Consider the following 19,070-nt stretch of genomic DNA (forward strand, 5'->3'; position numbering starts at 1 on the left):
TCATATGCGAAAAAATAAATATTTCACATCGGTTACGCTGCTCTTGCTGCTGGGATGTTCGGTTATGCTGACGGCTTGCGATGTGATAACCGCCCAAAATATTACCAACACCGGTTCTGCACAAGGCATGAACGGTGGCGGCATGCCGAATGGCGGTGGCATGGGCATGAACGGAGGAACACCTAGAGGTGGAAGGGGCGGCACGGGTATGAATGACCGTACAGGCAGTCCGGACATGACGCAGGGGATGATGAATGCCGACATGACAGGCAGAGTCATCTCCGTGAATGGAAACACAGTTACTCTGGCGTTACTTGAGGTGCAGGACACCTCATCTCCAAGCATGGAATGGAAGGATACTGGAATGGAAATGAAATTGAGTATAAGTGATGATGTCACTATTACTGAAGGTATGGGCACGCCGCGTTCGGGCAATTCCAGGCCAAGTGCGAATTCGTCCATTGAAGTGTCTGATCTTCAACAAGAAAACATCGTGATGGTGTGGTATAAGGACAACACCGAGACGGTTGAACGGGTGATGGTTGTCCGGTAAAAGAGGATGGAGATATTTTCATTTTGTAATTGCTTACATTAGGGTTGTGGGTTATTATGGAAACAATTGGTCTTTCGAAGGGAGTGAGCGTCATGAAACGACGGTCTAAGATGGTATGCTCTATTACTATAATGAAGGTAAGAATGAACTGAATAATTCCGGTAGGTCATCAGACGAAGGTTGGAACACATCTCGTGTTCCAGCCCGGTCTGAGATCTTCCGACATATAGGGATATAACTGCTCAATTTTTCTGGCGTATGCGAGGTTTATTTGCTTGTGCAAATTTCTCATATACTCAGAATTTTTAAAAGCCGCAGGCATAGCCTGCGGCTTTTTGCGCGCAAAAATAGGCATTCGTGTGTTACAGACAATCCATATGAAACAATCAAAAAGGAGAAATGCCCATGTTAAAATTAAAATATTTATTTCAACATCATGATCTTGCCGAGATGATCCTGAAGAATTGGAACTATGATCCCGAATCGCTGGATATGTTTCAGTATTATCGCATATCCTCCAATGCCGTGTACCCGTTCAGAGATCAGGGGGAAGTTCGCTTGCTTCGTTTTGCCCCGGTAGAGGAGAAAAATCAAGTCAATCTTAGGGCTGAACTGGCGTTCCTACGTTATCTTCGAACGAATCATTATGGAGCCATGGAGGCTGTACCTTCTCATTCAGAGACAGAAATCGTAGAGGCTCACACCCCATGGGGAACGTACTATGCTTCTGTATTCAAGCGAGTACCCGGATCGCAGTTAGGAAGCCTTGATTTGAATGACACCATCCTGTACAGCTATGGTCAGGCATTGGGTGAGCTGCATCATCTATCGCGCGCATTCATACCTGAGCAGAAGGAGAAACGCTGGACCTATACAGAGGTTTTGGATTGGATGCGGGAGATCCTGAAGGGTTTTCCTGGTGAAACGGCTGCTCTGAACGAGGTGAAATTTCTCCAAACGTATTTTGCGACTTTACCGATGACCCAGCAAAATTTCGGTCTCATCCACTACGATTTTGAACTGGACAATGTCTTCTATGACGAAGAAAGCCAGTCTTGTTATGCCATTGATTTTGATGACTCGATGTATCACTGGTACGCGATGGATGTGGAGCGTAGCTTGGATAGTTTACGTGAGGAAATCGAGCCTGAGCAATGGGAGCAAAAAAGGGAATTGTTCCTGAACGGGTACTGGTCCAAGGCAGGAGAACGTTATGATCTGGAGAGCATGTTCCCTGCATGTCGCCGTTTTGCCAACCTATATGGTTATGTGCGTGTGCTTCGGTCTGCTTCAGAACAGTGGTTACATGAACCGGAATGGATGAGTGGATTAAGAGCGAGGTTAGCGAGGATAATGAAAGAAAAGGCAAAGCAATTCGGTCATCCAATTTAAAGTCTACACGTAAAAAGTTATATCCACCAATACATTGAACACTGAACATTGAACGTATGTCATGTCTCATACCAGAATCAGTCCTCATAACAAACAAACCAGCTTGGGAAATCGAGTGTAGCATCCCCAAGCTGGTTTTTACATGTTACTCCTTGTAATCACTTATCGAAGTTCGCCCCGCCTCTACACTGATCCAGTAGGAATAATCTTCGCGTACGTCCACATAGAGATTAAGTTCCTTCGCGTCAAGGTTACTTACCGTCAGTTTAAAATTGCCATAGGCATCTGTTGTAACCTGTTGCGTCTGGATGTGCTCTACAGCAGGCGATGGACCATGGATTTTGATCGGCATCGTCTGGTTGGCATACGCCGGGAACGTTCCTTGAAGGATCAGCGTGTGATCGTCAGAATATACTGCTTTCATGGTCTGATCCGGTAGTCCACCGTTCTTTTCATTCTCGGTAGCTTCAGTGGCATTCTTGGGTCTGCTCCATAGTTCGAATCCTTTTTCCTTCAGGTTCTGGAGAAAAACAACGGCCTCTGCCCGGGTCAAGGATTCTTGTCCCGCATAACCTTGCACCGTAGCTGCCGTTTTGCCCGAAGAGTATCCCATGTTCAGCAGATACCGGATGGCATCTTCATCCTTGATATAATTTTTACCGCCAAGACCAGCTACAATTACAGCTACTTCTGTCCGGTTCAAGGCATGATTGCGAAGCTTTGGATTCTGCTTGCTGGCATCCAGATTCAGATTCAACGCGGAAGCATAGGTATAGTAACGATCACTCCAGATGTTTCCTTTGACGGCTTGCCCCTCCACAGCATCGATGCTCTGAATGACATGGGAATTCGCATACAGCTTGAACAACATGGAGAGAAATTCGGCCTCACTTACCTGATTGTTGGGTTTGAACGTTCCATCCTCGTATCCACTGACCATCTCTTGTTGAACGGCCCATTGAATGGCATCTTTCGCCCAATGTGTGCGGATATCAGTTAATTGGGGGATTCCCGTTACCGTAACAGAGACAACCGCTTCTTTCCCTTCAAAGCGAATCCGAATTTCGGCTTTACCGGCCTGAAGACCGAGTATTTTGCCATCCTTGATGGCAATGCGATCTGATGTCGTCGTGAAGGAAACGTTAGACTGTGGAACATAGGATGTTCCGTTATCATTCACGGCAGTGATCGAAGGCAGATCAATCTGTTCTCCTGTTCGAACGTTCAGGTTTTGTTGTCCTGGCGTTATACGGGTAAGAGTGGCATCTTGAACACCGTCAACATGGAAGAAACGCGTAGAGTATGTGATTTCCGCTGCTGTACCGTTCTTCTTTTGCAGACCTGTAATTCGAATGTTGAACGTATCGCCGTTCTTTAACATTTGCACATCATCGGGACGGAAGATAATAGCGTAGCCATATCCATATCCACCTGTCTCTACATTGAAATAGGCTTGATTAAACCATTGTTTATCCGCAGGGTCCACGTTGTAATAACCTGTTGGAAAGCCACTGTTCTGATTGTTGGCATTAAAGGTCCACGTACGTTGATCGGAAGTTCGAGTCATCTCGACCTGTACCTCAGACAGTGATGGTTTCGCGAATACATCTGTATTCAGTTGAACGGACCAGGCCTGTGTACTGCCAAAGGCTTCGATTGGAAAGGCGCCCTGATTTGGAAACAGACTGTAGTTAAAAGGGGCTGACCCAGTTCTGCTCTTGTCGAATACCTGCATGGCACTATAGTACTGATCATATGTCTTGCCTGCTTCACTACGAGTGGCGAGTCCAAATCCGATTCGTTGCAATTGTGGACTCAAAACCCAGCGTCGGTGACCCAATCGATCAATATTGGAGGCATCCGAATCATTCATGTAGGCCTGGATGCTTTTTGTCAGGACGTTATTCTTGGCACTGCTGGTAAGGTACAGATTGGAGCTGCTGGCAGACTTTGAACCTATGTCAAAGAAATCCTTTGGCATATCTCCCGGCTGCTCTGGATAATGGGACAGGTATCCACCCGTGGAGACCACAACAGCCCCATGCTGGGCTTGACGATTCAATGTCGAATCAAGGACAAGATCTCCCTGAAGACCCGTGATAAAACGATAAAAGTTGGCTGCGTTCAGCCCCTGCTCCAGATAGGCGTCACTTACCACACCAGCAGAGTAGGGAGCACTTGTCGAAGGTGTCTCTTTATACAAGGGAGATGCATCATTGCCATTCATCCACTGATCCCACTTCTGAACAATTTCTTGCTGACTTCGCTCTGGCAGCAAACTGTCGATCTGTTCTGCATGCGCCGCTTGAGCACCCCATAACAGAAACAGCAGGCCTGCCAAGGGCAGAGTGAACAGTGAATGCATTTTATTTTTTCGGTAAACCATGTTTCCAACCCCTCTCAATTCTGAACGTACGAAGAACATATGCATGTACAACATCATGGTATATTCATCGACATTACAGCTGATTTTGCTTAGAGGCAGGTATGGGAGCATAAGGTCGAGCATGTGAAGGAGTGGGAGGGAAATGAGTAAGAATTGTTAGTTTATTAGTGAAAAAAGAGCACAGGCTGCCCCCGCCAATTCGGGACAGCTTGTACTCCTCATACATATGTATCTACTTTTTTAGTCGAGACTCAGGTCAAAATCAGGCTCGCACATATAATCTAAAGGGTACAGATCATCGCGGGCTGAGATTAATGCACGGAAATGAAGATAAAGATTATTGGGCTGTACCACAATGCCACCAACACGATGAGGCATAAGTTCAGCCACGACGAAGACATCTTCGGCATTGTTACATCTAAAAAGAACATCCTTCGTATTAATGACTTCCTCCAGGTAACTGTAAGTCATCACGTGAAATATTTGTCCACGCCAGTTTGTCTTAATCACTTTATAGGACTGTGTGCGAACCAGATCTAGATAACGTTCCAGCTGGAACGTATGCTCAAATTGCGTAATGTAGCCTTTTTTGTCCACATCAATTGTAAACTCCACATCATAGCTCACATGCATTTCATCTTTATAAGTTCCGTTCATGATCTTCATGGCGTCAAAGTGTGATCCGAATTCCAAATCTTCCACATATGGAATGGTAACGAGTTCAGGATCAACATGATCTGTAATCTGGCTGTTACTGGAAGGTGCGTTGTAATACTTCGATGGCTGAAGATCAATCGATCCAATCATGCTTCCTGGGAAACCGGGGCTGCAAGTTATTCGCATAGTCATCTCCTTTAAATTTAATCAGTAATTAGACGAACGACTAAGAAGAAAGTTGCACCAGAATTAGGAAATAGAGGACGGGATGAACCTGTACACTGGCGCTATTTCCAATCTACCTACTCTTTTGATACAGTAACTGTAGGACATATCGGAGATACATATCAATTATCAGACAATGTTTTCATGAATGGGTCATGGAGAATCATGCCCCATATCGCTCTCGGAGAGGAGTCCATCTAATGAATGTGAATGATAAAGTGATCGAACAGCAGTCCCTTACCTTTGTGGGCATTAAACGAACGTTCTCTTGTGTGGATGGAGAGAATTTAAGAGAAATTCCAAAGATGTGGCAAGATGCATTGGCAGATGGAATTGAGGAACGTTTAAACGGGTTCAATAACGGAGCCATTCCTGGTTTGGTGGGAATCTGTGTAGATCAGCGAGAGCTGCAGGACAATCAAATGGAGTATTGGATTGCTACCTCTCACTCAGGTGAAGTGCCTGAAGGTTTGGTGTCAATCGAACTCCCCGCGTCCCATTGGGTTGTATTTGAGGCCGATGAATTAGAGCCGGAGGCGATACAACGGTTGTGGCACCATATTATGACAGAGTGGTTTCCTTCCACTTCATATCAGCATGCAGGTATTCCGGAACTTGAAGTATATAAAGGTCACGGCACACCTCCCCAAATCTGGATACCTGTAAAATCTGTGTAAGCAAAATTGAAATAGGAGGTCTACGATGTTATCTAATAAAGTGATTGATCATTGCCAGGAGCAAGGCTGGTGGCATGAAGATGTTCCAGCAGCATACGAAGAAGCATTACGGAAGCTAGAGATCGATCTACAGTCAGATTTTGCACAATTTTATTTACATGCAGAGGATGGGCCGACTTTCTACAGCAGGCATCAGGAGTTGTATCAGATCTGCTGGTTTATGGAGAACACCGTATATATGGAAGACATGAATGTAGCACAGCTTACACTGGGGCTTCCCGAGGCGTATATTCCAATGGATAGTTTTGAAGGTGAAGGTGGATTTTTCTACAACCGTCAGACGGGAGAAGTGGTGCTGGTGGAACTGGGGGAGTCCATCGAACGGTTTCTCAATGGCGAGAGTGAGCCTCAGTGGGCTGATTTCAATGCTTTTCTGGAGTGGTATTTCGTCCTGGAAGAGGAGACGGTGCAATGAAAGATCTAACACCGGAACATGCCGAACTGGAGCGACAAATTATTGAAACGGTAGAAGCTGGTAATGTGCTGGATGAAACGCAACAACATGAACAAGCACTTATCTATTATGATCAGGCATGGGGCATGTTACCCGAGCCAAAGATGGATTGGGAGGTTGCAAGCTGGATCGCATCCTGCCACGCGAATGCACATATGGATCTGAAGCAATATGAACTGGCGAAGCCGTGGGCTGAGATATCGTTGCAAACACGGAGTACGGATAGAAATACGAGTCCGTTGATCGATCTCGGCATGATCTGCATGAGACTTGAACAGCATGACGAGGCGTATTCGTATCTGCATCAGGCGTATGACTTCGGCAAAGAGCGCGCATTTCAGGGAAGCCCAAGGGACGTGTTGATGTATTACAAAGAGGAGCGTGCTAAGCGTAAATAGCGTGATACCCCGCCATACCGTCAATAGAGAAGGGTACCCCAGTTGGCCAATGATTGACCACAGGAGTACCCTTTCGAGTTGAATATTCGTTTATTACCGGGATGTTCTGCTTAAATCTAATCCGAAATGTTACGCGTATAATATTCAATAATATCCTTACGACGGATAATACCGAGGAAGACACGATCGACATCTACCACGGGCACAAAATTTTGGTCTGCTGCAAGTGTCAGCATATCCTCCATTTCAGCCTCAATGTATACACATTCATTATATACCCGATTGTTAATCTCATGGACCTGAACCTGATCCATCGTATCAAAAGTCAATCCGGGTGTATTTCGCATTTTCCATAACAAATCGCCTTCGGACAGGGTAGCAACATATTTTCCATCCTGGTCAATCACGGGAATGGCGGTGTAGTGCTGCGATTCCAGTTGCTCAATAGCATCTTTCATGGAAGCGGTAGACTTGATATAGGCCACTTCGGCTTTGGGGAGTAAAAAATAGCTGATTTCCATCATCGGGCTCCTTTTCAGCCTTTTGCATAGCAAAAAAGCTTTAGTATGTAATCTCACTCTTCTTATTTAAACATATTATGTGAGCTTTCGGCTATTTTTAATGATAAATTCGTCAGATTTGTTTCATTGTTTAAATGGCTCTGGAAATCTATAGTGTATATTAGAGGTGATGTAACCATGAAATCCAAACGTAAATTAATGTACGGACTGCTGCCCATCTTATTTGCAGGTGGAATCGGAATGTATCTATACATGCAGAATAACAAAGAAGCAGAGGCCAAACCCCAGACCACCGTGAATCAGTACATAGAGCATCTGCAGAAAAAAGAGTTTGACCAGCTGTATACGTTGATGACGCCTGCTTCGCTGCAAGACTCGGGCATGAACAAGGAACAATTTGTTGAGAAATACAATGCGATCTATTCGGGTATGGAAGTATCCACCGTCAAGGCGGAAGTTAAGCCAGTGGATGTTGCCGAAACGGCGTCTGATGACAGCAAGGCAACTGCAGAGAATACTAACCCGGATACGTATGAAGTGGATTATGACCTGCAACTGACAACCTTTTTGGGAGAAGTTAGTGAGACGCATACACTGAATCTGGTGCGGCAGGAGCTTGAAGACGGGAGTAAAACCTGGCAAATTAACTGGCAGCCTTCGCTGATTCTGACTGACATGATTAAGGGCAGTAAGGTACGCGTGAGGACGCTGTTCCCGGATCGTGGAAACATTGTGGATCGCGATGGTTTGCCGCTGGCTACCAAGGGTACGATGAACGAATGGGGCATTGTACCTGAGAAACTTGGTGATAACCCGGACCAGATGATCGCCCGAATCGCGAGCTATTATCAGGTTTCGGAAGATGCCATTCACAAGGCGCTTGCGCAGACATGGGTGAAACCGGAATATTTTGTCCCGATTGCTTCCACGGAAGAGTTTGACGTACCTTCGTCTTTAAGCGGGGTTACGATGCAAAGCAAAGAAATCCGTTATTATCCACTCGGTGAGGCAGCTGCACACCTGATTGGTTACGTGCGGAAAGCCACCAAAGAAGATCTGGATAAGGATACGGAAGGGTATTATCGCGCAGAGGACTGGATCGGCAAAGCAGGTTTGGAGCAGTCCATGGAGAAACAGCTGCGTGGTGAACGTGGCGGTCTGATTGAAATCACGGATGAATCCGGCAACTCCCGCTCTGAGCTTATTCGTAAGGATGCTGTAGATGGACAGGATGTGCAACTGACGATTAGCTCCAAGCAACAAAAGAAATTGTATCAGACATTATCCAGCGGAGGAGATGCCGGAGCGATGGTACTGATGAATCCAACGGACGGCAACCTGCTGGCGTTGGCCAGTGCGCCTTCCTATAACCCGAACAAGATGGTTACAGGACTTACTCAGGCAGAGTGGGATGCATATTCGGCGAATGAGAAGCTTCCTTTTATCAACAGAGTCACTACCCGGTATGCACCGGGATCAACCTTCAAAGCGATTACAGCCGCAGCTGGACTGATGGAGAAGGTGACCACAGCGGACAAAACACATGATATCTCTGGCTTGCAATGGCGCAAAGACGATAGTTGGGGCGGTTATTATGTCAAGCGTGTGAAGAGCTTATCTCCGGTGAATATGGTCGATGCACTGGTGTACTCGGACAATATTTACTTTGCCATGGAAGCGATCGAGATGGGCAGCGCTAAGTTTATTGATGGGATCCAGAAGTTTGGTTTTGGTGATAACTTTGGACTGGATGAATTGTATTTGAAGCGGAGCCAATACGCCAACGAAGCGAATCTGGATCTGTCGTCTGAGGTGTTGCTCGCGGATACGTCCTATGGGCAAGGGGAGATGTTGATGTCACCGATTCATCTGGCAACGTCATTTACACCTTTTATTAATGAAGGAAAACTGGTGAAGCCTGTTCTGATTGAGGGAAAAGAAAGCACTGACCCTGAGGTGATTATTACTCCAGAAGCCGCAAATACGGTTAAGGATGCTTTGGGAGAAGTCGTTTCCCGGCAGGGAGGCACGGCCCACTCCTTGAATTCAATCGCTGGAGGACTCGCGGGTAAGACGGGAACAGCAGAGTTGAAAGCGAAGAAGGGAGAAAAGGGTCAAGAGAACGGATTTTTCGTGGTATTTGATACCGACTCTCCGACCTTCCTGTTATCCGCTATCATTGAAGAGGTGAACGGCCGGGGCGGAAGCCACTATGTCGTGGATAAGTTAAAGCCTTTCTTGGAGAAGTTGGAAATGCCCGACAAGGTAAACAATGGAGCCGAGTAAGGTATGCGAAGAAAATAGAGTGAGGTTATAAATAACAAAAAAACACCGGTTACGGTGTTTTTTTGTTTGCGGCTATACCAAGGGTACACCAAATAGATTATATCTTTGTTAGGTATTCGGTTAATTGATCGAATGTTCCGGTAAATCCTGCTTGTACCATCTCTTGTGAAGCCTCGAAAGTTTGAATTTCTTCCTCCGTCGGAGATACGGGAGCAACAGTCATTATAAGGGTTGTTCCCCCTTGGTCTTCGCTGAACGTCATGGTATTCAGGGTTTTCATAGGCCAACTTTCGTCAAAGGGCGCACGTACAGTGTCACCGTTCTCATTAGAAAAGAAACTGGTGTAAACAATTTTTTCTGATGTAATAATCTCACTGTATGTGAATTTAACCCACATGGTGTCGCCGTCAGCAGGTTTCTGGTTGTAATGAAAGACACCGCCCGAACGAAAATCTGATTCAGCAACATCAAATGTCCAACCTTTTGGGCCCCACCAGTTCTGCAGGTGTTCTAATTCGGTAAATGCCGTAAACACAAGTTCACGTGGAGCATCGAAACGATAAGAGATTTCAACTTGCTTTGACATTGTGTTTCCCCCAATAGTTTTAGGATAAGGTTGGCCATTATTTCCTTGCAGTAATCATGAAGCGTGCCGAGTTGGTACGAATGCCCTTCTCGTCATGATTTTCTTTCACAAACTGCTGGAATTGCTCAAAGTCAGTTTCTACCTTCCCAAAATCAGGAATGATGGGTGCATGGGTTAGGAGAAACATCAAATCTTCGGGTGTAGCGTAATGCTCCACCACATTATATTCACGGGCCTGAATGTCCTGGAAACCTACTTTTTGAAGTTCATGCTTGTATCGTTCCATCAATGTGCCAGGTTGAATGCCAAGACTCTGTCCTCGGCCAAAAGCTTCTGAAATGTTGGATTTATCTTGTTCACTGACCTGCTGGGTTAGAAATATCCCACCCTCATCAAGCACTCTGAAGACTTCTGAAGTAGAGAATCTGGAGTGTCTGGAGGATACCACATCAAAGAAGTAATTTGGAAAAGCCAGTTTCTCTGCGTCCATATGCAGAAAGCGTACATTGGGATGAGCTCCCGCAGCCAGAAGGTTATGCTGTGCGATTTCAATCATTCCCTGAGCAAGATCAATGCCCACCAGTAACAAGGCTTCTTGGGCAATGGACAGAATAGCTTCTCCACCACCCGTTCCGATATCCAGCAACAGATCGGATGATCGCGTATGGCGAACAACTTCCTCATAGAAGTTCCATCCGATTTTCTCCGAGATCACGTTTATGGAGCTGAAGTTCCAGCCATTCGTCCGGCCTACTCGTTCATAAAAGTCAGCGTAATCTATTTTGTTTTTCATTTGTATGTTCCTCCAATGTGAGTTTGTTTGAATAGGACAAGAGAGTTGTGCGAAATCGTTCTATTGTAAATGGTCGAATCGGATCAAATGGACAGACGTGTCCCTTGATAGCTGGTACGCGTTTTGACCCAGCCCGACGTCTATTTACTTCGAACCATTCGGAGCAACATCCATGTCACCTCACAAGTTGGAATGTCTCCATTATATTCAATTGACAGCGTATACGCGAGGTGTTATTTTGAGGTGGAATCTATTCTATGAGTTCGAGGTGATCCATGGTGGCTATTCGTGCTAAGCAGATTTTTGTCAATTTACCGGTCCAAGATTTGAAGAAATCTGTTGAATTCTTTACCAAAGTAGGGTTTGAGTTTGACGCCAATTTTACGGACGAGTCCGCTACTTGTATGATTATCGGAGAAAATATTTACGCCATGCTTCTGGTGGAGGAACGTTTCCAATCCTTCATCTCGAAAAAAATCTCCAATGCTGCCGATACAACCGAAGTCATCGTTGCTCTGTCTGTAGATAGTCGTGAACAGGTGGATGTGATTGTACAAGCTGCCCTCGATGCAGGAGGGAAACCATCCAACGAACCACAGGATCATGGATTCATGTATGGATGGAGTTTTCAAGATCTGGATGATCACCTGTGGGAAGTTTCCTATATGGATCTAAGTGCTTTTCCTTCGGAGTGACAAAATGAAAATAACTAGAGCCTTCCTATATTAAAGTAGGAAGGTTTTTTTGCATCCAGTAGGACTCGTTCGAACGTGATATCTATAGAACATATGGTGTATTTTACCTTTTTGCTATATGATAAATGTCGATTCACGTTGGCGATTTGAATCGAAGCATGCAACATGCTGAAGTATCAGAGAGTAAAGGTTACATATGTTTTTTAGATGGAGGGATCAGGGTGTATTGTCACGTATGTGGGACGAAAAACAGCCCGGGGGATAACACGTGCAGAAAGTGTAGCACCAAATTGAAAGAAACAGCACCAGCCGAATCACTATCCCGGCAACAACAACCTGCACCAAGGCAAGAAAGTGCCAATCAAGGTCGTACATTTAGCTGGATCATTCCCCTGCTATTGGCAGCGGTAATGGGTGCTCTGTTGACGTACTATTATAATCAGGAGAGCGGTATAAACGCAGAGGTAAAAGCGCTGCATCTGCAAGCAGAACAAGCTGCACTGGACGGAAAATACAAAGAGGCTTTGCAACTCCTGGATACGGCTCTCGCGAAACGTCCGAATGTAGATGCACTTATACAGGATCGCCAAATCACAGCGAAAGCGTTCAATCTGATGAATCAGATGAACGAGGCTTCAACAAGTCTGAAAACAGGAAAATTGTCCGCAGGAGACAAAACTATTCAGGCTGTATCTAAAGCGTTGAAGGAACGAGAGGAGCCGGTTTTTGCCAAAGTCCGTGCCGCGTTAAGTAACAGAAAGGTCACGCTGGCTGTACTGAAGGTGAAAAAGGAGATTGATACTTTGACAACGGTTGAGGGTCTGGCAGAGAAACTCAAAACAGTATCAAACTTGAATGGCAAGGAAGCCGAAGCAGTAGAGAAGCAGATTGTAGATAAACTGACCGGGATTAGCTATAAACAGGCTGAGCAGCAAGTGAAGAAAAAGAATTTTACAGCGGCACTGCAAACCGTCGATCAAGGGCTGTCTTATGCTCCGGAGGAAGTTAAACTGACAACGTATCGAGAAGAGATATTGCGTGAGAAGAAGGCATTTGAGAAAGCGGAAGAAGAACGGATCTTGTTAGCGGAACAACAAGCAGCTGAGGAAGAATTGAGAAATCGCACAGGAGCAGTAAGTGTTGTAGAGCTGACAGCGGAACTGGATATTTATGGTGATCTACATATTAGTGGGATGGTAACTAACAAGGGTACGCGCCCGATCTGGTCAATTGCACTGATAATCAATATTAATAGCACGGAAGGTGATTATATTGGTGAGACAGATGCATATGTGTATCCAGTCACACTGGGTACCGGGGAGCAGGGTTATTTTGAAACTTATTATTATGGTGTTTACGAAGCAGCAGACGTATCTGTTTCGAGTGCAACATGGTATCTGGAGTAGGGGGAGTTAGAATGTCCAAAAGAACCTGGAGTACAATCCTATCCAGTGCAATCATTATCGGGGCTGGGGCAGGAGGCGTGTTATGGATACATCAGCACTCGGCTGATGAATTGGAGGTTGGTCCCAGACTGGCTGTCGTCACTGCAAAGGAGGTTGAAACCCCTCAACCGAAGTCTGCCTCCAAGACAATCGTGAAGAAAACGCGTAAACAGATCATTGAAGAGAGTCAGAAAAAAGTGGTTACGATTGAGAGTAGCAGTGGATTGGGTTCCGGTTTTCTATACAATGAACAAGGAGATGTTGTGACTAACGCGCATGTCGTGGAGGGATCAAAGGAAGTGACCATCCGTACGTTGAATCATGAGGAATATAAAGGTACGGTTATCGGGATCGGGGAAGAAACGGATGTTGCTGTGATCAGAGTACCTAATTTGAAAGAAGTACAGCCGTTGCCCATTGCGAAGTCCAAAGCGGAAGTTGGAGATGAGATTCTGGCGCTTGGCAGCCCGTTAGGCTTCGAAAACACGGTAACAACGGGAATCATTAGCGGTGTCGAACGCAGTTTTGAGATTGCACCGTACATTTATACGAATATGTACCAAATCTCCGCGCCCATCACCAACGGTAATAGCGGTGGCCCATTGATTAATGCAGAGACGGGTGAAGTGCTTGGTATTAATTCAACTGGGGTAAAACAGGAAGCCGGACTGGGATTTAGCATCCCGATCACTAGTGTGTTGAAGCAGGTGCAGGCATGGTCCAATACTTCGTCTATTACAAAAGCTGTCCAAATAGTAGGTGAAGGTACTTCGAGGCTATCTGCTTCTTCTATTGAAGCCGAGGCATTGGTTACTGATTTCTATAGCTATCTGAACCTGAGTGACTATGTCGAATCCTATGCATTACTCGGAAGTGACTGGCAAAGCGGCACAACTTATGCCAAATTCCGTGAGGGGTATCTTAACACCGATTATGTAGTTATCGGGGAGGTCTCGTCGTCGGACAAGGGGAATGATGAGATAGAAGTCACCGCCGTCATTACAGCAGATGAACGTAGAGATGGCGAATATGAAACGGCGAAATATAAGGTTACGTATCAGGTTGGTTACGAGAATGGTCAACTGAAAATATTACATGGTCAAGGTAAAAAGATGAAATGAATCAGGTAAGGAGAGTTGGCATAATTGCCGATTCTCCTTTTTCATTGCTTATATTCAATGCATCTGTTAAAATACAGAACGAATGTTCAGTATGCATGGGACGGAGTGGAACGAATGAATATGAATAAAAAACAACTTCAAACCGAGCAGACCAAGAAGAAACTTGCGGATGCTTCCAAAGCCCTTTTTGTACAAAAAGGCTATAAAGCAACGTCCATTGAGGATATTGTAGCTGCGACGGGCAGCAGCAAAGGCAATATATATTACCATTTTAAAAGCAAAGAAGGCCTGTTCCTTTATCTAATCGATGAGTGGGATCGGGAGTGGGAAGCGAGTTGGGCGGCCAAAGAACATCTCTACCGCACCTCCACGGAGAAGATTTACGGCTTGGCGGAACAATTGATATTGGATGACATGAATCACCCGCTGACCAAAGCAGCCGATGAGTTCTTCACTGGGGAGAAAAAAGAAAATGATATCGAGGAGCGTATCTCCTTGATGTTTGAGCGGCATCTTCAATTTAACAAACAAATGATCGAACAAGGCATTGAGAGCGGTGAGTTCAAAGCAGACAATGTAGATAATCTTGCGCTCATATTGGAAAGTACCATTATTGGTCTTAGCCAGATGTCACGGGGCATGGAATCCGATCAGGCTCTCGCTCTATATCGTCAGGCCGCTAGTGTATTCTTGCACGGGATTGCAAAAGATAAAGATTAAGCAACATTTTGACAACTACGGAGGATGGAATCATGGCATTACTAACACGGAACAGGGGCGCACTGCTGCTGTTAATGTTTAATATTTTTCTCGTTTTTACGGGTATTGGTCTGGTTGTACCGATCATGCCTGCGTATATGGATCTGTTGCATATCACCGGATTCACGGTTGGATTGCTGGTAGCGGCATTCTCCTTCACTCAATTTCTTTTCTCCCCGCTTGCGGGTCGATGGTCGGATACGTGGGGACGTAAGAAAATTATCGTTGGCGGCATGCTGATTTTTGCCGTATCTGAGTTTATGTTCGGTGCGGTCAACGCACCAGTGCTGCTCTTCGCAGCCCGGATGCTGGGTGGTATTGGAGCGGCGATGATCTTCCCGGCAGTTATGGCCTACACCGCGGATATTACGACAGAGGAAGAACGCGGTAAAGGTATGGGTTTGATTAATGCAGCCATTACAACCGGGTTCATCATCGGTCCGGGAATTGGTGGATACATTGCGGACTTTGGCATTCGAATACCGTTCTACGCTGCAGGAGTTGCCGGTTTGCTGGCAGCGATCATTACCTTGATTATTTTGCCGGAATCCGCACGAAGCACAGGAGAGCAGAGTAAACCTGTCCCTGGCTTAGTGAAGGTCAAAGCTCCGGGTATGGTATCCCAATTGCTGAATTCGTACCGTGAACCCTACTTTTTCAGCTTGATCATCGTGTTTGTTATGGCATTTGGTTTGGCGAACTATGAGACGGTATTTTCATTGTTTGTGGATCACAAGTTTGGTTTCACGACAAAAGACATTGCATTCATTATTACATTTGGTTCCATTGCGGGTGCGGTTGTGCAAGTATCCCTGATCGGTTGGTTGCTCAACCGGTTTGGTGAAAAGATGGTCATTTCGGTCTGTCTGTTGTTTGTAGCGGTATTTGTACTATTGACCTTGTTTGTGCATACGTACTGGCTCATTCTTGTCGTTACGTTTATCGTCTTTCTAGGTATGGACATTTTGCGTCCGGCAATCAGTACACAGATGTCCAAATTGGCCCAAGAACAACAGGGCTTTGTGGCCGGACTGAACTCGGCGTATACCAGTTTGGGGAATATCGCAGGTCCGATCGTAGCTGGAGCACTGTTCGATGTGAATATTAACTATCCTTACGTTTCAGCAGCAGCTGTTTTGGCGATCTGTTTCCTGTTATCTCTGCGGGTACTCAGAGGGGTCAAAACGGTGAAACAACCGAAGGCTGAAATGTAATTGTGCGGAAAAGACGTAGGAGCATCGATTTTTGGTATAATAAGAATTGCTGGAAGTGAATTAGATGGGCTGGGTTGCATAATAAGTTACCGAGGACGGTCATTTTTAAGCATATACAGGATTATTGGAGTGATAACATGAGCAAAGCAAAAGGAAAAGGCGGCACCGGCCGTGGTACTGGCAAAAAAGGCTGGAACCGTTGGCAAGCAGCTGCTAACCGGGCGAAAAGTACCCCGAAGCCTTATAAAAGTAAAGGTACGAAGAAGAAGGACGATACCGAAACTTCAAGTGGCAAGCCCGAGTAAGTGTGGCTTGACGATGCCAGAGGAGAGAGCTGCCTGACTATCGGGTGGGTCTCTTTTTGTTTGAAAAGATAAAAATTAAATTGACAGTATTGTAGATATGGTAATAATATAGAGCTTACGCAAATTAGATGGTAGTGCTACTATTTAGAGAAAGGAGCATCAGCATGCCTGTTAATATGGATGAAAATCCACTTGGATTGATTTTGTCACGGACGTATCTGGCATACAAAAAAACAACAACCAGAAATCTGAGTGAACAGGATATTACTCCGGAACAATTTGCCGTTCTGAATGAATTGAGTAAGGCGGGAAGTCACATATCGCAGAAGAAGCTGGCTGAATTAACCGTTCGAGATCAGACAACTGTAGGCAAAATTATAGACAAGTTAATTCGCAAAGGTCTGGTGACGAGAGAAGAAGATCCACAGGACCGCAGAGCGGTATTGCTTTGTTTGACGGCGGAAGGATTGGAAATGAATAACGTTCTGACACCAAAGGCTAAACAGCAAGAGCAAGAGGCACTTGCCCAATGCTCCCCTGAAGAGCTTGAAGCATTCATGAATGTGATGAATCGCATTTATGAGAAGATGAAATAAATTTTTTTGGCCTAATATGTGCACATGCATATATGTGTAGTGCTATTATTTTAATTTTAATTAACGGGAGTCGTGAACGAATGAGAAGCTTCAAAGATTTTCTTAAAGTGCCACAGACAAAAATAGGATTGGTTTTTGCATTGATTGTTCCGTTGTTATTTGTTGTGATCTGGATGACAGGTTATCATCAAGCCACGGAGAGAGTGGATCAACTTCAGGTTGCTCTGGTGAACGAAGATGGGACACAGGGGACAGAGGTGCAGAAGCAGATTGAAACGCTCGCGCCTTTCCATGTTAATGTTCTGGATTCTGCCAAGGAAGCCGAGCAACAGATGAATGCAGGTAACTATGCAATGGTTATTGTTATTCCGGAAGGGTTCGCTGACCAGATTGGCGGCGGTGCAGACGCGAGCTTGTCCTTTTATATCAACCAGGGAAATGCCGATGTAGCCAAATCCATTGTGGAACATGCTGCGACTGGAATGACTGCACAAATGGGACAAGGGATTTTAGAATCCAAGGTTCAAGTGACACTTAATAACGATAATATAAATAGCGATGAACTGAGTGCAGCTATTGGACAAGCAATGGCCAAGATGAATGAAGGGCCTGTGAAGGCTGAAATTAATAAAACGAATAGTGTCAGTGATTTTGCAACATCGATGCTGCCCATGATTCTGGGTTTTATCACCTACATTGCTTCGATGACTATGAACATTCAGTTCAATATCACGTCGAATATCATGAAGCGTAACCACTCCAAATGGGAAATCTTCTGGGGACGGCAAATGCTGTTATTGTGTATAGCAGTAATCGTTCCTCTAATTGTGGATACAGTAGCTCTTCAATTCACGGATGTTGCGAGCTCCTTCGGTGCGTTGTATCTGTATCATGTGTTGGTGAGTTTGGCTTGTATCTGTTTTACACAAATGAGTTTTGCCCTTTTTGGCAATGCAGGACCTCTATTTAATGTAGCGATGGTTCCGCTTCAGTTGATGACAGCAGGAAATATCATTCCAGCCGAGATGCTGGCGCCATTCTACCGCTATATTGGAAACTTTCTGCCCGCCTCCAATGGGGTACAGGGATTTATGCGTTTGATCTATAGTGGAGAAGCTGTGGGTGGATTCATGATTCATCTTCTGTTGATCTCGATTATTACGTGGGGAATTACGTTGCTGAGAGTTGGCATGCAAAAAGTAGGTAATGGACAAACAACGATAACGGCTTCAACATCAGCACAGGCACAGCATTAAGGATTTCTTTCTATATATAATGTAATAACACACAAAAAAGTGGTTCACGTATAGTTATATGCGTGCATCACTTTTTTGTTTATGTTCTATAATACTTTTACTTATAATGGTGGTAACTTACAGTGCCCACAGTAATCTTGCATGACCTTGATAAAAGGACAACCTAAATTGGGCATATTAATGAAGCTAAAATATATGAGAGGAGATGTAGCCTAATACGTTTAAAATCAATCAGAGAAGTAATGAGATGTATGTATGAATGGCATTTAAGCTATAATAAACTTTACACTGGGATAGAGGAGAGCAACACAGTAAAGGTAGTTAATCTGTAGTAAATGAATATTATTAAATTAAGTGTTGTAATTAATATCTATACGTGATATATTATTAATCCGGCCAAGAAAACACGGTTTACACGGTGCGGCAAGCGAATGAAATAAGCTTCGAAAGAAACTTAAAAAAAGAGCTTGCAAAGTTGGTTCGGACATGATAATATATAAGAGTTGCTGAAGAGAACGACGGTTGGCAACGAAATAAGTTTGATCTTTGAAAACTGAACAACGAGTGAGTAAACATTCTGCTTGCAGAATAAACGCGAAAGTTGAGACAAGCCTTGGCTTGGATCGATTGGAGCACAAATGAGATTTTTAATCTCGTCAGATTCAAAATGAGCTTATCGCTCTTTTCAATA

19 protein-coding genes are annotated in these 19,070 nt (G+C 44.9%); 14 read left to right on the plus strand and 5 right to left on the minus strand.

Going from position 1 to position 19,070, the window contains the following annotated elements:
• Positions 1-4: 4 nt before the first annotated feature.
• Together PAHA3_RS19010 and PAHA3_RS19015 are read left to right on the plus strand one after the other, a co-directional pair.
• A complete protein-coding gene (locus tag PAHA3_RS19010) occupies positions 5-553 on the plus strand; it encodes a hypothetical protein (RefSeq protein WP_062836314.1) in 549 nt (182 codons plus the stop codon).
• A 405-nt stretch (positions 554-958) separates the two neighbouring features.
• Entirely contained in the window at positions 959-1,945 is a 987-nt protein-coding gene (locus tag PAHA3_RS19015) for a phosphotransferase enzyme family protein (protein WP_062836315.1), read from the plus strand.
• 145 nt (positions 1,946-2,090) lie between these two features.
• Here PAHA3_RS19015 and PAHA3_RS19020 read toward each other — a convergent pair whose 3' ends face one another.
• Both PAHA3_RS19020 and PAHA3_RS19025 read right to left on the minus strand, forming a co-directional pair.
• The gene (locus PAHA3_RS19020; RefSeq protein WP_062836316.1) at positions 2,091-4,331 is read right to left on the minus strand and encodes an S-layer homology domain-containing protein; all 2,241 of its coding nucleotides are present in this window, start codon (positions 4,329-4,331) and stop codon (positions 2,091-2,093) included.
• Positions 4,332-4,571: 240 nt separating this feature from the next.
• Positions 4,572-5,174 (minus strand): hypothetical protein, encoded by a 603-nt coding sequence (locus tag PAHA3_RS19025; RefSeq protein WP_062836317.1) that lies wholly within the window; start codon positions 5,172-5,174, stop codon positions 4,572-4,574.
• Between the two features lie 239 nt (positions 5,175-5,413).
• On the opposite strand from PAHA3_RS19025, the gene PAHA3_RS19030 reads away from it, so the two are divergent.
• The 3 genes from PAHA3_RS19030 to PAHA3_RS19040 are packed head-to-tail and all read left to right on the plus strand — an operon-like array spanning position 5,414 to position 6,802.
• A complete protein-coding gene (locus PAHA3_RS19030; RefSeq protein ID WP_062836318.1) occupies positions 5,414-5,890 on the plus strand; it encodes a GyrI-like domain-containing protein in 477 nt (158 codons plus the stop codon).
• 25 nt (positions 5,891-5,915) lie between these two features.
• Positions 5,916-6,365, plus strand: a complete 450-nt coding sequence (locus tag PAHA3_RS19035; RefSeq protein WP_062836319.1) for a hypothetical protein — start codon at positions 5,916-5,918, stop codon at positions 6,363-6,365.
• On the plus strand, positions 6,362-6,802 hold the full coding sequence (locus tag PAHA3_RS19040; RefSeq protein ID WP_062836320.1) for a hypothetical protein: 441 nt from the start codon (positions 6,362-6,364) through the stop codon (positions 6,800-6,802). Before PAHA3_RS19035 ends, PAHA3_RS19040 begins: the two co-directional genes overlap by 4 nt.
• A gap of 116 nt (positions 6,803-6,918) precedes the next feature.
• On the opposite strand, the gene PAHA3_RS19045 is transcribed toward PAHA3_RS19040, so the two are convergent.
• Positions 6,919-7,323 carry a CBS domain-containing protein gene (locus PAHA3_RS19045; protein ID WP_062836321.1) on the minus strand — a complete coding sequence of 135 codons (405 nt, stop codon included), beginning with the start codon at positions 7,321-7,323 and terminating at the stop codon, positions 6,919-6,921.
• Positions 7,324-7,500: 177 nt separating this feature from the next.
• On the opposite strand from PAHA3_RS19045, the gene pbp4 reads away from it, so the two are divergent.
• Positions 7,501-9,609 carry a penicillin-binding protein PBP4(5) gene (gene pbp4, locus PAHA3_RS19050; RefSeq protein WP_062836322.1) on the plus strand — a complete coding sequence of 703 codons (2,109 nt, stop codon included), beginning with the start codon at positions 7,501-7,503 and terminating at the stop codon, positions 9,607-9,609.
• 97 nt (positions 9,610-9,706) lie between these two features.
• Here the strand turns inward: pbp4 and PAHA3_RS19055 are convergent, their stop codons facing one another.
• Positions 9,707-10,195 (minus strand): SRPBCC domain-containing protein, encoded by a 489-nt coding sequence (locus PAHA3_RS19055; protein ID WP_062836323.1) that lies wholly within the window; start codon positions 10,193-10,195, stop codon positions 9,707-9,709.
• A gap of 37 nt (positions 10,196-10,232) precedes the next feature.
• Complete coding sequence (locus tag PAHA3_RS19060) at positions 10,233-10,988, minus strand: class I SAM-dependent methyltransferase (RefSeq protein ID WP_062836324.1); 756 nt, start codon at positions 10,986-10,988, stop codon at positions 10,233-10,235.
• A gap of 278 nt (positions 10,989-11,266) precedes the next feature.
• Between PAHA3_RS19060 and PAHA3_RS19065 the strand changes: the two genes are divergently transcribed.
• From PAHA3_RS19065 to PAHA3_RS19095, 8 genes are all read left to right on the plus strand, one after another.
• On the plus strand, positions 11,267-11,683 hold the full coding sequence (locus tag PAHA3_RS19065; protein WP_047840603.1) for a VOC family protein: 417 nt from the start codon (positions 11,267-11,269) through the stop codon (positions 11,681-11,683).
• Positions 11,684-11,973: 290 nt separating this feature from the next.
• The gene (locus tag PAHA3_RS19070; protein ID WP_062836325.1) at positions 11,974-13,089 is read left to right on the plus strand and encodes a hypothetical protein; all 1,116 of its coding nucleotides are present in this window, start codon (positions 11,974-11,976) and stop codon (positions 13,087-13,089) included.
• 11 nt (positions 13,090-13,100) lie between these two features.
• Positions 13,101-14,249 (plus strand): S1C family serine protease, encoded by a 1,149-nt coding sequence (locus PAHA3_RS19075; protein WP_062836326.1) that lies wholly within the window; start codon positions 13,101-13,103, stop codon positions 14,247-14,249.
• A 120-nt stretch (positions 14,250-14,369) separates the two neighbouring features.
• Positions 14,370-14,969, plus strand: a complete 600-nt coding sequence (locus PAHA3_RS19080; RefSeq protein WP_062836340.1) for a TetR/AcrR family transcriptional regulator — start codon at positions 14,370-14,372, stop codon at positions 14,967-14,969.
• A gap of 32 nt (positions 14,970-15,001) precedes the next feature.
• Positions 15,002-16,222, plus strand: a complete 1,221-nt coding sequence (locus tag PAHA3_RS19085; RefSeq protein ID WP_062836327.1) for an MFS transporter — start codon at positions 15,002-15,004, stop codon at positions 16,220-16,222.
• 137 nt (positions 16,223-16,359) lie between these two features.
• Positions 16,360-16,527 (plus strand): DUF3934 family protein, encoded by a 168-nt coding sequence (locus tag PAHA3_RS29950; RefSeq protein ID WP_076333364.1) that lies wholly within the window; start codon positions 16,360-16,362, stop codon positions 16,525-16,527.
• A 164-nt stretch (positions 16,528-16,691) separates the two neighbouring features.
• A complete protein-coding gene (locus tag PAHA3_RS19090; protein WP_062836328.1) occupies positions 16,692-17,123 on the plus strand; it encodes a MarR family winged helix-turn-helix transcriptional regulator in 432 nt (143 codons plus the stop codon).
• Between the two features lie 80 nt (positions 17,124-17,203).
• Positions 17,204-18,379 carry a YhgE/Pip domain-containing protein gene (locus tag PAHA3_RS19095; RefSeq protein ID WP_062836329.1) on the plus strand — a complete coding sequence of 392 codons (1,176 nt, stop codon included), beginning with the start codon at positions 17,204-17,206 and terminating at the stop codon, positions 18,377-18,379.
• The last annotated feature ends 691 nt before the right edge of the window (positions 18,380-19,070 follow it).

This window comes from Paenibacillus amylolyticus (genome assembly GCF_001570725.1).
Classification (GTDB): domain Bacteria; phylum Bacillota; class Bacilli; order Paenibacillales; family Paenibacillaceae; genus Paenibacillus; species Paenibacillus amylolyticus_A.

Coding starts and splice junctions, on each gene's coding strand:
- PAHA3_RS19010 (WP_062836314.1), top strand. CDS start 5: ATGCGAAAAAATAAATATTTCACATCGGTTACGCTGCTCTTGCTGCTG.
- PAHA3_RS19015 (WP_062836315.1), top strand. CDS start 959: ATGTTAAAATTAAAATATTTATTTCAACATCATGATCTTGCCGAGATG.
- PAHA3_RS19020 (WP_062836316.1), bottom strand. CDS start 4,331: ATGGTTTACCGAAAAAATAAAATGCATTCACTGTTCACTCTGCCCTTG.
- PAHA3_RS19025 (WP_062836317.1), bottom strand. CDS start 5,174: ATGCGAATAACTTGCAGCCCCGGTTTCCCAGGAAGCATGATTGGATCG.
- PAHA3_RS19030 (WP_062836318.1), top strand. CDS start 5,414: ATGAATGTGAATGATAAAGTGATCGAACAGCAGTCCCTTACCTTTGTG.
- PAHA3_RS19035 (WP_062836319.1), top strand. CDS start 5,916: ATGTTATCTAATAAAGTGATTGATCATTGCCAGGAGCAAGGCTGGTGG.
- PAHA3_RS19040 (WP_062836320.1), top strand. CDS start 6,362: ATGAAAGATCTAACACCGGAACATGCCGAACTGGAGCGACAAATTATT.
- PAHA3_RS19045 (WP_062836321.1), bottom strand. CDS start 7,323: ATGGAAATCAGCTATTTTTTACTCCCCAAAGCCGAAGTGGCCTATATC.
- pbp4 (WP_062836322.1), top strand. CDS start 7,501: ATGAAATCCAAACGTAAATTAATGTACGGACTGCTGCCCATCTTATTT.
- PAHA3_RS19055 (WP_062836323.1), bottom strand. CDS start 10,195: ATGTCAAAGCAAGTTGAAATCTCTTATCGTTTCGATGCTCCACGTGAA.
- PAHA3_RS19060 (WP_062836324.1), bottom strand. CDS start 10,988: ATGAAAAACAAAATAGATTACGCTGACTTTTATGAACGAGTAGGCCGG.
- PAHA3_RS19075 (WP_062836326.1), top strand. CDS start 13,101: ATGTCCAAAAGAACCTGGAGTACAATCCTATCCAGTGCAATCATTATC.
- PAHA3_RS19080 (WP_062836340.1), top strand. CDS start 14,370: ATGAATAAAAAACAACTTCAAACCGAGCAGACCAAGAAGAAACTTGCG.
- PAHA3_RS19085 (WP_062836327.1), top strand. CDS start 15,002: ATGGCATTACTAACACGGAACAGGGGCGCACTGCTGCTGTTAATGTTT.
- PAHA3_RS29950 (WP_076333364.1), top strand. CDS start 16,360: ATGAGCAAAGCAAAAGGAAAAGGCGGCACCGGCCGTGGTACTGGCAAA.
- PAHA3_RS19090 (WP_062836328.1), top strand. CDS start 16,692: ATGCCTGTTAATATGGATGAAAATCCACTTGGATTGATTTTGTCACGG.
- PAHA3_RS19095 (WP_062836329.1), top strand. CDS start 17,204: ATGAGAAGCTTCAAAGATTTTCTTAAAGTGCCACAGACAAAAATAGGA.